General features: G+C 61.6%; 15 protein-coding genes. 3 read left to right on the forward strand and 12 right to left on the reverse strand.

The window, feature by feature from the left end:
* Positions 1-29: 29 nt before the first annotated feature.
* The 6 genes from trpC to rpe all read right to left on the reverse strand — a co-directional run bounded on the left by trpC (position 30) and on the right by rpe (position 5,763).
* Positions 30-815: an indole-3-glycerol phosphate synthase TrpC gene (gene trpC / locus M0D68_RS27985; RefSeq protein WP_093643542.1), complete on the reverse strand. Its 786-nt coding sequence runs from the start codon at positions 813-815 to the stop codon at positions 30-32.
* Positions 816-833: 18 nt separating this feature from the next.
* A complete protein-coding gene (gene trpD / locus M0D68_RS27990) occupies positions 834-1,865 on the reverse strand; it encodes an anthranilate phosphoribosyltransferase (RefSeq protein ID WP_054036695.1) in 1,032 nt (343 codons plus the stop codon).
* A gap of 17 nt (positions 1,866-1,882) precedes the next feature.
* The gene (locus tag M0D68_RS27995) at positions 1,883-2,470 is read right to left on the reverse strand and encodes an aminodeoxychorismate/anthranilate synthase component II (RefSeq protein WP_200621439.1); all 588 of its coding nucleotides are present in this window, start codon (positions 2,468-2,470) and stop codon (positions 1,883-1,885) included.
* 13 nt (positions 2,471-2,483) lie between these two features.
* The gene (trpE, locus tag M0D68_RS28000) at positions 2,484-3,977 is read right to left on the reverse strand and encodes an anthranilate synthase component I (protein ID WP_054036746.1); all 1,494 of its coding nucleotides are present in this window, start codon (positions 3,975-3,977) and stop codon (positions 2,484-2,486) included.
* 370 nt (positions 3,978-4,347) lie between these two features.
* Positions 4,348-5,064 carry a phosphoglycolate phosphatase gene (locus M0D68_RS28005; protein WP_093643545.1) on the reverse strand — a complete coding sequence of 239 codons (717 nt, stop codon included), beginning with the start codon at positions 5,062-5,064 and terminating at the stop codon, positions 4,348-4,350.
* Positions 5,065-5,079: 15 nt separating this feature from the next.
* On the reverse strand, positions 5,080-5,763 hold the full coding sequence (gene rpe / locus M0D68_RS28010; RefSeq protein WP_028199698.1) for a ribulose-phosphate 3-epimerase: 684 nt from the start codon (positions 5,761-5,763) through the stop codon (positions 5,080-5,082).
* A gap of 277 nt (positions 5,764-6,040) precedes the next feature.
* Between rpe and apaG the strand changes: the two genes are divergently transcribed.
* Positions 6,041-6,415: a Co2+/Mg2+ efflux protein ApaG gene (gene apaG, locus M0D68_RS28015; protein ID WP_054036748.1), complete on the forward strand. Its 375-nt coding sequence runs from the start codon at positions 6,041-6,043 to the stop codon at positions 6,413-6,415.
* 46 nt (positions 6,416-6,461) lie between these two features.
* Here the strand turns inward: apaG and M0D68_RS28020 are convergent, their stop codons facing one another.
* A complete protein-coding gene (locus tag M0D68_RS28020; RefSeq protein WP_200621438.1) occupies positions 6,462-6,623 on the reverse strand; it encodes a hypothetical protein in 162 nt (53 codons plus the stop codon).
* A gap of 28 nt (positions 6,624-6,651) precedes the next feature.
* On the opposite strand from M0D68_RS28020, the gene M0D68_RS28025 reads away from it, so the two are divergent.
* Entirely contained in the window at positions 6,652-7,776 is a 1,125-nt protein-coding gene (locus M0D68_RS28025) for a murein transglycosylase A (RefSeq protein WP_054036778.1), read from the forward strand.
* Between the two features lie 115 nt (positions 7,777-7,891).
* Here the strand turns inward: M0D68_RS28025 and paaK are convergent, their stop codons facing one another.
* The 5 genes from paaK to paaN form a co-directional block, all read right to left on the reverse strand.
* Positions 7,892-9,196 (reverse strand): phenylacetate--CoA ligase PaaK, encoded by a 1,305-nt coding sequence (gene paaK, locus M0D68_RS28030; protein ID WP_093643552.1) that lies wholly within the window; start codon positions 9,194-9,196, stop codon positions 7,892-7,894.
* A 146-nt stretch (positions 9,197-9,342) separates the two neighbouring features.
* Positions 9,343-9,804 (reverse strand): hydroxyphenylacetyl-CoA thioesterase PaaI, encoded by a 462-nt coding sequence (paaI, locus tag M0D68_RS28035; RefSeq protein WP_054036751.1) that lies wholly within the window; start codon positions 9,802-9,804, stop codon positions 9,343-9,345.
* Between the two features lies 1 nt (position 9,805).
* The gene (paaG, locus tag M0D68_RS28040) at positions 9,806-10,597 is read right to left on the reverse strand and encodes a 2-(1,2-epoxy-1,2-dihydrophenyl)acetyl-CoA isomerase PaaG (RefSeq protein WP_200621437.1); all 792 of its coding nucleotides are present in this window, start codon (positions 10,595-10,597) and stop codon (positions 9,806-9,808) included.
* Between the two features lie 56 nt (positions 10,598-10,653).
* Positions 10,654-11,856 (reverse strand): 3-oxoadipyl-CoA thiolase, encoded by a 1,203-nt coding sequence (pcaF, locus tag M0D68_RS28045; RefSeq protein ID WP_200621436.1) that lies wholly within the window; start codon positions 11,854-11,856, stop codon positions 10,654-10,656.
* Between the two features lie 126 nt (positions 11,857-11,982).
* A complete protein-coding gene (paaN, locus tag M0D68_RS28050; RefSeq protein ID WP_266225982.1) occupies positions 11,983-13,683 on the reverse strand; it encodes a phenylacetic acid degradation protein PaaN in 1,701 nt (566 codons plus the stop codon).
* A gap of 133 nt (positions 13,684-13,816) precedes the next feature.
* Between paaN and M0D68_RS28055 the strand changes: the two genes are divergently transcribed.
* On the forward strand, positions 13,817-14,593 hold the full coding sequence (locus M0D68_RS28055) for an enoyl-CoA hydratase (protein ID WP_093643561.1): 777 nt from the start codon (positions 13,817-13,819) through the stop codon (positions 14,591-14,593).
* The last annotated feature ends 230 nt before the right edge of the window (positions 14,594-14,823 follow it).

Genomic DNA, 14,823 nt, shown 5'->3' on the forward strand with positions numbered 1-14,823 from the left:
GCAGCGTCCGCTGAATGTTGAAATCGCGCTTAGAAAAACATACGCGCAAGTTCCACACCCGGCTCTTCCGCGCGCATGAACGCCTCACCGACGAGGAATGTATGCACGTCCATCGCCCGCAGACGTTCGACATCCTGACGCGACAGAATGCCCGACTCCGTGACGACGATGCGGTCGTCCGGAATCGATTCGAGCATGCCGATGGTCGTCTCGATCGATGTTTCGAAGGTGCGCAGGTTGCGGTTGTTGATGCCGATCAGCGGCGTCTTCAACGTCAGCGATTCCATCAGCTCATTGTGGTCATGCACTTCGACCAGCACTGCGAGGCCTAACGAATGCGCGAGCGCTTCGAGGTCCTGCATCTGCGAGGTTTCCAGCGCGGCCGCGATCAGCAGGATCGCGTCGGCACCCATCGCACGGGCTTCGACGATCTGGTACGGATCCACGATGAAGTCCTTGCGCAGCACCGGCAGGCTGCAGGCGGCGCGCGCCTCCTCGAGATATGCCACGCTGCCCTGGAAGAACTGGACGTCGGTGAGTACGGACAAGCAGGCCGCACCGTGCTTCTCATACGAACGCGCGATTTCGGCGGGGACGAAGTTTTCGCGCAGCACGCCTTTCGACGGGCTTGCCTTCTTCACTTCGGAGATCACCGCGGCCAGGCCGGCCGCATGTTTCGCGCGCAATGCGCCGACGAAATCGCGGATGTCGCGCGAGGATGCTTCGAGGCGCAGCTCTTCGAGCGGCGCGCTCTGTTCAGCCGCGCGGACTTCTTCGCGTTTGACCGAGATGATGCGGTCGAGGATGTCGCTCATGAGTGTCTCGCTACGTAATTACTGCTTGAATTGCTGGGTGAAGCGGACCAGGTCGTCGACCTTCGCGCGTGCCTTGCCGCTCGCGATCGCTTCGCGGGCCAACTGGATGCCGTCCGCAATCGAAGCCGCCACGTTCGCCGAATAGAGCGCCGTGCCCGCGTTCAGCGTGACGATTTCACGCGCGACGCCCGGCTTGTTGTCGAGCGCTTCGAGCAGCATCAGTTTGGATTCGGCCGCGTCGGCTACTTTCAACGTACGGTTCGACACCATCTGCATGCCAAAGTCTTCCGGGTGAATTTCGTACTCGTGGATCTGGCCGTCGCGCAGCTCGCCGACTTGCGTTGCCGCGCCGAGCGAGACCTCGTCCATACCGTCCATACCGTACACCACCAGCACGTGCTTCGCGCCGAGGCGCTGCATCACGCGCACCTGAATACCGACGAGATCCCCGTGGAATACGCCCATCAGTTGATTGGGCGCGCCGGCCGGGTTGGTCAGTGGCCCAAGAATATTGAAGATGGTCCGCACGCCGAGTTCGCGGCGCACCGGCGCGATGTTCTTCATGGCCGGATGATGGTTCGGCGCGAACATGAAGCCCATGCCGGTTTCCGCAATCGACGCCGCCACCTGTTCCGGTTGCAGATCGATGTTCACGCCGAGTGCTTCGAGCACGTCCGCGCTGCCTGACTTGCTCGACACGCCGCGGCCGCCGTGCTTCGCGACTTTAGCGCCCGCCGCAGCCGAGACGAACATCGTCGCCGTGGAAATATTGAAGGTGTGCGAGCCGTCGCCGCCGGTGCCGACGATATCGACGAAGTTTGAGTTGTCCTGCACCTCGACGTGCCGGGCAAATTCACGCATCACCGTGGCGGCGGCGGTGATTTCGCCGATGGTCTCTTTTTTGACGCGCAAGCCGGTAATGATCGCCGCCGACATCACGGGCGATAGTTCGCCGCGCATGATGAGCCGCATCAGATGCAGCATTTCGTCGTGGAAAATTTCGCGGTGCTCGATCGTGCGTTGCAGCGCTTCCTGGGGCGTAATCGACATGATTTCGTCTCTCTTTATCAAGCGGTGCGGTGAGCGGTCTTCGACTGCTTCACGAAGTTTTCGAGCAAGGCGTGACCGTGTTCGGACAGGATCGATTCCGGATGGAACTGCACGCCTTCAACGGCCAGTTCCTTGTGACGCACGCCCATGATTTCGCCGTCTTCGGTCCATGCGGACACTTCGAGACAAGCCGGCAGTGATTCGCGTTCGATCGCGAGCGAGTGATAACGCGTCACGACGAAATGCTTCGGCAGATCGGCGAATACGCCTTTGCAGTCGGTTTCGATCGTGCTGACCTTGCCGTGCATGATGGTTTGCGCTCGCACCACACGGCCGCCGAATGCTTCGCCGATCGCCTGATGGCCGAGGCAGACGCCCAGAATCGGCGTCTTGCCGGCGAATTCGCGCAGCACGTCGAGGGTGATGCCGGCATGTTGCGGGTTGCTCGGGCCGGGCGACAGGCAAATGCGCTCCGGGTTGAGCTTCGCAATTTCGTCCAGCGTGATTTCGTCGTTCCGATAGGTGCGCACGTCTTCGCCGAGTTCGCCGAAGTACTGCACCAGGTTGTAGGTGAACGAGTCGTAGTTGTCGATCATAAGCAGCATGGTGTGTCTCCGGTCAGAAGTCGCTATCGAGGCCGTCTTGAACCTGCTCGGCGGCGCGCAGCACGGCGCGCGCCTTGTTCTCGGTCTCTTGCCATTCGGATTCCGGCACCGAATCCGCGACTACACCCGCTGCCGCCTGCACATACAGATTGCCGTTTGCGATCACGCCGGTGCGGATCGTGATCGCCAGATCCATTTCGCCGGTGAACGACAGATAACCGACGGCGCCGCCGTAGAGGCCACGCTTGACCGGCTCCAGTTCGTCGATCAGTTCCATCGCGCGAACCTTCGGCGCGCCGGATAACGTGCCGGCCGGGAAGGTGGCGCGCAGCACGTCGAAGTTGGTAGTGCCGGGTTTCAGCTTGCCTTCGACCGAGCTCACGATGTGCTGCACGTGCGAGTACTTCTCGATCACCATCTGATCGGTGACGACCACCGAACCGATCTGCGAAATACGGCCCACGTCGTTACGCGCGAGGTCGATCAGCATCACGTGTTCGGCGATTTCCTTCGGATCGTTCAGCAGTTCGGTGGCGAGTTCGGCATCGCGTTCCGGCGTGTTGCCGCGCGGACGGGTGCCGGCGAGCGGCCGGATCGTCACGATGCGATCTTCGCCACGCTTTTCCTGACGCACCAGAATTTCCGGCGACGCGCCGACCACGTGGAAGTCGCCGAAGTTGTAGAAGTACATATAGGGCGACGGATTCAGCGAGCGCAGCGCGCGATACAGCGACAGCGGATTGTCGCGGTATGGCTTGATCAGACGCTGGCCGACCTGCACCTGCATCAACTCGCCGGCGGCGATGTATTCCTTCGCCTGGCGCACGGCGGCGAGGTAATCATCTTTGGCGAACTCGCGGTAGGTCTCGGTGCGCACGCTGGCCGACGTGACCGGCGGCTGCACGGTCGTGCGCAAACGCTGACGCAATTCACGCAGACGCTGCTTGGCTTTGGTGTACGCCTCAGGCTGCGTCGGATCGGAGTACACCACCAGGTAGAGCTTGCCCGCGAGGTTGTCGATCACCGCGACTTCTTCGGTGAGCAGCAACTGAATGTCCGGCAGATTCAGATCGTCTTTCGGTGCGGTGTGCGCGAGCTTTTTCTCGATGTAGCGCACCGCGTCGTAGCCGAAGTAGCCCGCGAGGCCGCCAGCGAAACGCGGCAAACCGGGGCGCTGCGCCACTTTGAAGCGGCCCTGGAATTGCTGGATGAACTCGAGCGGATCGCCCTCGTGCGTTTCGACGACTTTGCCGTCGCGTACGACTTCCGATACGCCGTTGCGGGTGCGCAGCAGCGTGCGCGCCGGCAATCCGATGAACGAATAGCGGCCAAAACGCTCACCGCCCACCACCGATTCCAGCAGGAACGAGTTAGCGCCGTTGCGTTCACTCTGCGCAAGCTTCAGGTACAGCGAGAGCGGCGTTTCGAGGTCGGCGAGCGCTTCGGCGATCAGCGGAATGCGGTTGAAACCCTCGTTGGCGAGGGACTGGAATTCGAGTTCGGTCATGTTCCGATCCTGTACGTACGTCAGACGGCACTATGCGTCGGACAAAGCGGGGCGTTACGCAGCCGGTCAGGCGTTCGTTCGACGTTTCGACACGATGATACCGACCGGCGCGAGTTTCCCATCGACGCATGCAAGGGATTTCAGCGCATAGATGTACTTTGCGGGTACACGAACGCCAAATCAACCGATGCAGCGAAACAAGGTGATGGAAAAAACGCGTGAGCGCAGCGAAGTAAAAAACGGTTGCCGAAGACGAGCTTCAGCGTACCTCAGGCGAGGTTAGCGCGACCAGCGACGCCAGGGCCAGGCTCCCCGGTCGATGCTAATCAGACTCCGTTTTTTATTCAGAAACATGAGGATGAGGGACTTTTCAGGTCGTGGAATGGTGCGCTGCGATAGCCTTGGCGGCATCGAGCAGCGAGGCAACTATACCATCGGATTTTATTTCTTGTACAGATCGGCCGTGGTTGTAGCCGTACGGCAGCGTCAGCGTTGCCATGCCCGCCGCGCGGCCTGCCAGCGCATCGTTTTCCGAATCGCCGATGGCGACCGTGGTTTCCGGTGTGACGCCTAGTTGCGCTGCGGCGGTGATCATCGGCAGCGGATCAGGCTTCTTTTTCGGCAGGCTGTCGCCGCCGAGCACGACGCTGAAATACTGGCTGAGCCCGTATTGCTCCAGCAATTCGACGGCGAACCGGTGCGGCTTGTTGGTGACGCACGCGAGTTTGAGGCCGGCGTCGCGCATGGCGCTGAGGCCGGCTTCGACCTCGGGGTACAGCCGTGTGTGCACGCCGTTGATCTTGGCGTATTCCTCCTGATAGATCGCGAGCGCTTCGTCGAAACGGTCCTGTGCGTGGTCCGTTTCGAAGCGCTCGGCCAGCACACGGCGAATCAGATTCTCCGAGCCCTTGCCGATGTAGCCGACCACTTCCTCGCGCGAGGTTTCCGTCGCGTCGAGTTGCGCAAGCATGCCGTTCAGGCCGGCGGTGAAATCGTCTGCGGTATCGATCATCGTGCCGTCGAGGTCGATGATCGCGGCTTGCAGGCGCGGGCCGGTGAAGGTTGGGGCAGGGAACGGAGTCGTCATTTCTCGTGCGGGATATCAGTGCTCGATGTTGGCGAGTGCGGCGCGCATCTTGTCGATCACCGCCTTGTGATCCGGCGCACCGAAGATCGCCGAACCTGCCACGAACGTGTCCGCGCCAGCCGCCGCGATTTCGGCGATGTTGTCGACCTTCACGCCGCCGTCCACTTCGAGGTGAATCTCGCGGCCGGTCTTTTCCTTGTAGGCATCGATCCGCTTGCGCGCTTCGCGCAGTTTGACGAGCGCCTCAGGAATGAACGATTGACCGCCGAAGCCCGGATTCACCGACATGATCAGCACCAGATCGACCTTGTCCATCACGTAGTCCAGATGGTTCAGCGATGTGGCCGGGTTGAACACGAGGCCCGCCTTGCAACCGTGGTCGCGAATCAGCGACAGCGTGCGGTCGATATGGTCCGAGCCTTCCGGGTGGAAGCTGATCAGGTTCGCGCCGGCCTTGGCGAAGTCCGGCACGATACGGTCGACCGGGCGCACCATCAGGTGCACGTCGATCGGCACGTCCACGTGCGGGCGGATCGCTTCGCAGACGAGTGGGCCGATTGTCAGGTTCGGCACGTAATGGTTGTCCATCACGTCGAAGTGAATCCAGTCGGCGCCGGCGGCGACAACGTTGCGGACTTCTTCGCCGAGGCGGGCGAAATCGGCGGACAGAATGCTGGGGGCAATGCGGAATTGCGTCATGGCGGGGGCGGATGCAAGCGGGAAAACGCCATTTTACCGGTTTGTACGCTTCCGAACCGGCTTGGGGGCGAGTTGAGGCCGGCAGCGACAACGCATGGCGAAAGTGACAAAACGCCTTAGCGGCCCTTGGCCAAAGGGATTTGTCCGGTTGCGGGCATGCCGCGCATCAAGCAGAATGCCAAACCATAGGCGCCGCTTCGCCAATGTGCCCGCAAACCATTGGTGTTCGGGGCTTCCCGCGATTTTTCACACTCCGTTTCACCAGACCGGAATCAGGATGAGCCAGTACGAATTCAGCGTCTCGGCGCAGGTGCAGTTTCTGCCCGAAGAGTCGGACCCGGAGCGCCGCCAGTATGCGTTTGCATACACGCTGACCATCCGTAACAGCGGTCAGGTGCCCGCGCAGTTGATTGCGCGTCACTGGGTGATCACCGACAGCGAAAACAATGTTCAGGAAGTGAAAGGCCTGGGCGTGGTCGGGCATCAGCCGCTGCTCAAACCGGGCGAGCACTTCGAATATACGAGTTGGGCCGTGATCGCCACGCCCGTTGGCACGATGCGTGGCGACTATTTCTGCGTTGCCGAGGACGGCGAGCGCTTCGACGCACCTGTACCAGAGTTCATTCTGCGGATGCCGCGTACTTTGCATTGAACCGAGAGCGCGGCTCGCGGTCTTTAAGAAGCTTTACAGCGCAGCTTTACTGGGATTTTTGCTGCTTTTGCTGTTCATCGGTGGCGGCGCGGGCGGCCTTCTTCTTGCCGGACGACGTCCAGACAACGATAAAGACGAGCAGGAAGAGCGCGAGGAGCGATTCCAGCGCGAAGATGAGCATCGGGTATTCGTCGAACAGATCAGACATGGCGGTTTCCATCAAGAACGAACATTGTATGCGTTTTGTCCGCACGGCCGGAGCATGGCTCGGCGCGCTTTCGGTGGCGGTAATGCTGGCTTCCTGCGGAGGCGGCGGTGCAGTGCGGCCTTCGGTTTCGCCGCCCACGGGTGCCGCGATCATACCCGGGCAGATCGCCGCGACGCGGCTGACAGCCGTGGCCTGGCAGCAGGTGCCGGGTTGGCAAGACGATTCCCTGATCGGCGCGACGGCCGCATTGCGGCAAAACTGCCTGAGGCTTGCGCGTCAACCCAACTGGGCCCGCGCATGCGCGGCGGCTTCGCAGATCGACGATCTGGACGTCACCAGTGCACGGGCATTTTTCGAGGCGTATTTCACGCCTTTCCAGTTAGCCAATAACGACGGCACGCTCGATGGCCTCGTCACCGGCTACTACGAGCCGTTGCTGCGCGGTTCGCGCACGCGGCATGGTGTGTATCAGACGGCGCTGTATCGCTGGCCTTCCGGTTATCGCGCGGGTGCGCCGCTGCCGGCGCGTGCGCAACTCGAGCGTGCGGGCGTGCTCAACGGCAATGAACTCGTGTGGGTCGACGATCCGATCGAAGCGTTCTTCCTGCAGGTGCAAGGCTCCGGGCGCGTCGTGATGGAAGACGGCAGCGTGATGCGGGTCGGATTTGGCGGCACGAACAATCAACCGTACAAGTCGATTGGACGGTGGCTGCTCGATCGCGGTGAACTGACGCCGGCGCAGGCGACCATGCAAGGCATCAAGGCATGGGCGCGCGCGAATCCGACGCGGGTCGACGCATTGCTCGATACCAATCCGCGCTTCGTGTTCTTCCGCGAGATGCCGTCCGGCGAGAGTGCGCCGAGCGGCGGTGCGGATGGTCCGATCGGTGCATTGGGCGTGCCGTTGACGCCGGAGCGATCGATCGCGGTGGATCCGACTTCGATTCCGCTAGGTACGCCGGTGTTCTTGCAGACCACGCGACCGTTGACGAACTCGCCGATGAACCGCCTCGTCTTTGCGCAGGACACGGGGTCCGCGATCAAAGGCGGCGTGCGCGCGGACTACTTCTGGGGTCTCGGCGACGACGCCGGCGATCTGGCCGGCAAGATGAAGCAGGGCGGCCGGATGTGGTTGTTGTTGCCGAATTCGTGAGGGTTTGGGGGCGCGCCGGCGGGATCTTCCTGATCGCTGGTTTCTGGCTTCTGGTTTGATAACGGCGCCGACGCCGATCAGCCCCGTTATCAAGCATCAACCTTCGGCGCTTCGCTTAAAGCCCCGACTTCCGTTTGTCTACCACACGCCGTGCCTTGCCCACCGAACGCTCGATACCGTTCACACCCAGCACGTTCACGATGGCGCTGACGCCGATCAGTGCCTTGATGTCGTAGGTCAACGCCTGTTTTGCCGTGGTCAACGCGGCAGTATCCGGCGCTGATTCCGGGCAGGGCTCGACGTTCAACGTCAATACGTCGAGCGGGCCTTCCTTCGTCAGCACGATTTGATAGTGCGGCGCGAGGGCGTGTTGCTTGAGTAGCAATTCTTCGATCTGCGTCGGGAACACGTTGACGCCGCGCACGATCATCATGTCGTCCGAGCGGCCCGTGATCTTTTCCATGCGGCGCATGGTACGTGCGCTGCCTGGCAGGAGGCGGGTCAGATCGCGCGTTCGGTAACGGATGATTGGCAGCGCTTCCTTGGTCAACGACGTGAATACCAGCTCGCCGAGCTCACCGTCCGGCAGCACTTCGCCAGTCTCGGGATCAATGATCTCGGGGTAGAAATGGTCTTCCCAGATGGTCGGGCCATCTTTGGTCTCGACGCATTCCGAAGCGACGCCAGGTCCCATCACTTCCGACAGACCGTAGATATCCACAGCGTCGATGCCCATGCGCTTTTCGATCGCCTGACGCATGTCATTGGTCCATGGTTCCGCACCGAAGATGCCGAGGCGCAGCGAGCAATTCGCCGGATCGATGCCTTGCCGTTCGAGTTCGTCGGCGATCGACAGCATATAGCTCGGCGTCACCATGATGATGTCGGGCCGGAAGTCCTGAATCAGTTGCACCTGCTTTTCAGTCTGACCGCCGCCGAACGGGATCACCGTCAGCCCGGCGCGCTCCGCGCCGTAGTGTGCGCCGAGGCCGCCTGTGAACAAACCGTAGCCGTAACTCACGTGAACTTTGTCGCCGCGCTTCGCCCCCGCGGCACGGATCGAACGTGCGACGAGATTCGCCCACGTATCGATATCGCGCGCGGTGTAGCCAACAACCGTCGGCTTACCCGTTGTTCCGGACGACGCGTGGATCCGCGAGATCTGTTCCTGCGGCACTGCGAACATGCCGAAAGGGTAGCTGTCGCGCAGATCCTTCTTGGTGGTGAACGGGAAGCGCGCGAGGTCCGCGAGAGTCTTCACTTCGCTCGGGTGAACGCCGGCTTCATCGAATTTTTGCCGATACACCGGCGAATTTTCATAAGCGTGGTTCAGCGACCATTTGAGCCGTTCGAGTTGGAGCGCGGCGAGTTCGTCGCGGCTGGCTGTCTCGATGGGATCGAGCGGAAGGGCGGTGGTCATCGAATGTCTCCTTGCTGCCTCAATGCTTGGGTCTGGGGTGCGGTGCGCTCGCGCGCAAAAACCGGGGACTCGCTGCTATCTACTATCTATATAGGTGCTGGCAATAGGTCGCGAACGTGTCGCGGCTGTGCCGTTCAATCTGCTGTTCAATCGCCGGTAGGAATCAGGTTGCCTTTGATCTGTGCCGATTTGCCGCGAAACATCGCCACGGTCTCCTCTGCGCGATTCGTGACGCGAATATCGTAAATGCCGGTGCGGCCGCTCAAGGTTTGCTCGACCGCTTCGGCAGTCAACACGTCGCCGCCTTTCACCGGCCGCAGGAACTCGATCGAGCAACCCGCTGCGACGGTGTTGATGTTGTACGTGTTGCAAGCGAAAGCGAATGTCGAATCAGCGAGCGTGAAAATCAGGCCGCCGTGGCAAATCTGATGGCCGTTGAGGAAGTCGTCGCGCACGGCCATGCGCAGGCGCGCGTATCCTGGGCGCACTTCTACGATTTCGAGACCGAGCGCACGGCTGCACGCGTCGTTTTCGTACATGGCGGCCGCAGTTGCGCGAGCGAGTTCGTCAGGTGTCATTTGAGCGGGGTGGTTCGGTTGCGCGGACATATCAGCGACCCTCGAAGCGCGGTGCGCGTTTTTCCACGAACGCTTGCACGCCTTCCGCGTAATCGTGCGAAGCACCGAGTTCGCGTTGCAGATCGCGTTCGAGATCGAGTTGCTGATCCAGCGTTTGCGTCGCCCCGGCGCGCATTGCCTGCTTGATCGCAGCGATAGCGCGCGTGGGCTGCTGCGCCAGTTGGGCCGCGAGCTTGCTTGCCGTGGCGGCTAGCTCGGTGTCGTCAACCGCTTGCCAGATCAGCCCCCAGCTTTCGGCTTTCTCCGCGCTCAGTTTGTCGCCGGTGATGGCGAGACCCAAGGCGCGGGCCATACCGACGCGTTGCGGCAGGAACCACGTGCCGCCCGAGTCCGGCACCAGACCGATCTTCACGAAGGCCTGAATGAAGCTGGCCGAACGAGCGGCAAGCACGAGATCGCAAGCCAGTGCGAGATTGGCGCCGGCACCGGCGGCCGTGCCGTTGACCGCGGCAATCACGGGCAACGGCAGTGCTTGCAGGCGGCGAATCAACGGATTGAAATGCGCGTTGATCAGTTCGCCCAGATCGGTCATTGCGCCTGGCGTGAAGTCGAGATCCGCGAGATCCTGTCCTGCGCAGAAGCCGCGGCCCGCGCCGGCCAGCACGAGCGCGCGCGCGCCGGACGCCTCGACCTGGCCGAGTGCGTCGCTCAATTCCTGGTGCATCGCGCGGGTAAAGCTGTTGAGCTTGTCCGGGCGGTTCAGCGTGATGGTCGCCACGCGGCTCGATGTATCGATGTCGAGGCGAATCGCTTCATATGACATTGGGTGTCTCCTCAAAGTCTCTTTGATCGGCGGTGCAATGGGCGGCGGCGTTAGTGTCAGAGCCGCTCGATTACCAATGCAATGCCTTGGCCTACGCCGATACACATCGTGCAAAGCGCAAAGCGGCCGTTGATTCGTTCCAACTGATAAAGCGCGGTAGTGATCAAGCGCGCGCCAGAAGCGCCGAGCGGGTGGCCGAGCGCAATCGCTCCGCCGTTCGGATTGACACGCGGATCGTCGTCGCGCAAGCCGAGCGTGCGTAGGACCGCCAGTCCCTGCGACGCGAAGGCTTCGTTCAACTCGATTACGTCGAATTGTTCGAGCGTCATGTTCAGTTGCTTCAACAGTTTTTGCGTGGCCGGCGCCGGGCCAATGCCCATAATGCGCGGCTCCACGCCTGCCGTTGCCATGCCCACCACGCGTGCGCGGCGACGCAATCCGTATTGATCGGCAGCTTCCTGATTTGCGAGCAACAGTGCACACGCGCCGTCGTTCACGCCCGATGCATTGCCTGCGGTCACGCTGCCGTCGGGGCGGACCACGCCCTTGAGCTTGGCCAGGCTTTCGAGCGACGTTTCGCGCGGATGCTCGTCGAGCGTCACGCGTACGGGGTCGCCTTTCTTTTGCGCGATTTCAACGCCGACGATTTCCTGAGCGAGCGTGCCGTCGCGCTGTGCGCGAGCCGCTTTTTGCTGGCTGGCCAGGGCAAAGGCGTCCTGATCCGCGCGGCTTATGCCGAACTCGACGGCCACGTTTTCCGCAGTCTCCGGCATCGAATCGACGCCGTATTGACGCTTCATCAACGGATTGATGAAACGCCAGCCGATGGTCGTGTCGTAAATATCGGCCTGCCGTGAAAATGCACTGGTGGCCTTGCCCATTACGAACGGCGCGCGCGTCATGCTTTCTACGCCGCCTGCAATCATCAGCCGCGCTTCGCCGGCCTTGATGGCGCGCGCTGAGGTGCCGACCGCATCCATACCCGAGCCGCACAGACGGTTGATGGTTGTGCCCGACGCAGCCGTGGGTAAGCCGGCCAACAAAGCCGCCATGCGAGCCACGTTACGGTTGTCGTCACCGGCCTGATTGGCACAGCCATAGATCACGTCGTCGAGTGCCTGCCAGTCGACACCGGCATTGCGCTCGATCAACGCCCTGATCGGTACTGCGCCGAGGTCGTCGGCACGGACATCCTTCAGGGCGCCGCCGTAGCGGCCGATTGGGGTGCGAATCGCGTCGCAAATGAAGGCGTCGTTCATGTGGATTCCTGCTGGGCCGGATTAGCGGGACTTGCCAATCCGATGTCTCATGTTAGTTGGGGTGCACGGCTCGGTCCATTCGGCCAAACGGCATAGGGCGAAAGCCGTGCTTTTGTCTTATGCCATTCAGCCAGCTACCGCCGGCGCCGCTTTCGGTTCAACATGAATGCGACTTTGAACGACGCGGAAGCGGTTGGCGACAAAGGCTGCGTCGGCCAGCGCGGCATTTGCCGCCGGGTTTGAGCCCGTGCCGTGGAAGTCGGAGAAGGCCGCCGACTGATTGACGAATACGCCGCCCGTCAAATTGATTGAGAGTGCTACGCCGCCGCGGATCGATGCTTCATGTGCTTCGCTAAGTACGGTTTCGTCCGTGCTGTAGACCGACAGCGTCAGTGCGCCATGTTCTGCAGCGATTGTGCCCGCAAGGTCGAGCGACTGCGCGGTCGACTCCGTCGCGATCACGAAGGAGATCGGACCGAACCATTCTTTGGTGAACTGCGCGTGGTCGGTGGCAGCGTCCAGTTGGAGCACGAGCGGTGTGCGCACACGGGCGCCGGCAAAAGCCGGATGTTCCAGCGATTGGCTCTCTACTAGAACTCGGCCGAGCTTGCTGGCTTCCTCGATGCGCTGGGTGACACCTTCGTTCTGGATTGCGCCAAGCAGTTCAACGGCGCGAGCCGGATCGGCGACCAGTTTTTGCACGGCGCCGGCGATAGCCTGAGCGACTTCGTCGAAGCCGAGCGTGCCTTCAGCGGTGCGGATGCCGTTGCGCGGCACATAGATGTTTTGCGGCGCGGTGCACATTTGTCCCGAGTACAGCGCGAGCGAGAAGGCGATATTGCGAGCGGCGGCCTTGATGTCGTCGACCGAGTCGATCACGATCTGATTGACGCCGGCTTTTTCGGTGTAGACCTGAGCCTGGTGTGCATTGCGCTCGAGCCAGGTGCCGTTTTGAGTGCTGCCCGTGAAATCGATCAACTTGATTTCAGGGCGCAGAGCGAGGTCCTGGACCAGCGCGCCATCGTTCGGTTCGGTGGCCAGCAGCGTAACAACGTTCGGATCGAATCCGGCTTCGCGCAGCACATCGCGTGCGATGCGTACAGTCAGCGCGAGGGGCAGAATCGCGCCCGGGTGCGGTTTGACGATGACCGTGTTGCCGGTGGCCAGATCAGCAAAGAGGCCCGGATAGCCGTTCCATGTCGGGAAGGTGCAGCAGCCGAGCACGAGGCCGGTGCCGCGCGGCACGACCGTGTAGCGCTTGTGCATTGCAAGCGGCGGATTTTTGCCTTGCGGCTTTTCCCAGTGAGCGTCGGCGGGAATGCGGCGCAGTTGGTCCCACGCGTACACGACCGCTTCGAGGGCACGGTCTTGCGCATGCGGGCCGCCAGCCTGGAAGGCCATCATGAATGCCTGGCCGGTCGTGTGCATCACGCTGTAGCCGATTTCGAAGCTGGCGCGATTCACTCGCGCGAGGATTTCGAGGCACACACCGATCCACGCCTGCGGGCCGGCCGCGCGCCAATCGCGCTGTGCCACGGCGGCTGCGGAGATCAACGCATCAGGATCGGCCTTCGGATAGCGCACGCCGAGCGGGAAGCCGAACGGCGAGACTTCAGCGCCGACGGTTTCTCCGGTCGATGGCTGGTCCAGTTCGAACGTCTTGTTCAGAAGCGCTTTGAATGCGGCTTCGCCGTCTGCGCTTGCTGTTTCCCCGTACACTTTCGGACTGGGCATCTCGACGAACGGGCTCCAGTAGCCGCGCGTTTCAACCGCGGTGAGTGCCTTTTGCAGCGTGTCTTCGTGCTTGGTGAATAGCGGATGTGTCATGGCAGAGGGGCTTGGCTGTACGTTGGGGAAAGCCTGTCGAATAATTGACCGACCGGTTGGTTGGCTAATGGTAGCATTACTGAGACGGCTGCGCGAAGCGTTTTTTGCGCACCATTAAGCATAAGGAGGCGGCATGGCTTACGAGAACATTCTGGTTGAGACGCGTGGACGGGTGGGTTTGGTCACATTGAATCGCCCGAAGGCGTTGAACGCACTGAACGACGCGTTGATGGACGAATTGGGCGCGGCGCTACGGGAGTTCGATGCCGACGACGCGATTGGTGCGATCGTGGTGACGGGCAGCGAGAAAGCGTTCGCCGCTGGAGCCGACATCGGGATGATGGCGACCTATACCTATATGGACGTCTACAAAGGCGACTACATCACCCGCAACTGGGAAACGGTGCGCTCGATCCGCAAGCCGATTATCGCTGCGGTGGCGGGCTTCGCGCTTGGTGGCGGTTGCGAGCTGGCGATGATGTGCGACATCATTCTCGCCGCCGACACTGCGAAGTTCGGTCAGCCGGAAATCAAGCTGGGCATCATGCCGGGTGCCGGCGGCACACAGCGGCTTCCGCGCGCAGTCTCCAAGGCGAAAGCGATGGATCTCTGCTTGACCGCCCGCTTCATGGACGCTGCCGAGGCCGAGCGTGCCGGATTGGTCTCGCGGGTGATTCCCGCGGCTTCGCTGCTTGACGAGGCGGTGGCTGCGGCCGCGACCATCGCTGAATTCCCGTTGCCGGCGGTGATGATGATCAAGGAATCGGTTAACCGCGCATACGAAACGACGCTCGCAGAGGGCGTGCATTTCGAGCGACGCCTCTTCCATTCGCTCTTCGCTACGGAAGATCAGAAGGAAGGGATGGCCGCGTTCGTTGAGAAGCGCAAACCGGTTTTCAAGCATCGTTAATACGCTTGTCAAAATAACGCTTGCAAGGGGCCGTTTGTCTCGCTAGAATCTCGCTCTTTCGTGCTTCGGACACCGGAGCACGGGGAGCGGGAGAGCCAGCAGTGGCAAGGCTTTGCGCGATGTGGGCAGGTTCAGGAAGTTAGAAAAACCTGTTGACGGCGTAGCGAAAGTTCTTCATAATCTCGTTTCTCTGCTGCTGATGCAGCGACGCAGAACGAAGCGGTGCCGGG

The organism is Paraburkholderia sp. SEWSISQ10-3 4 (assembly GCF_030464785.1).
GTDB lineage: Bacteria > Pseudomonadota > Gammaproteobacteria > Burkholderiales > Burkholderiaceae > Paraburkholderia > Paraburkholderia aspalathi.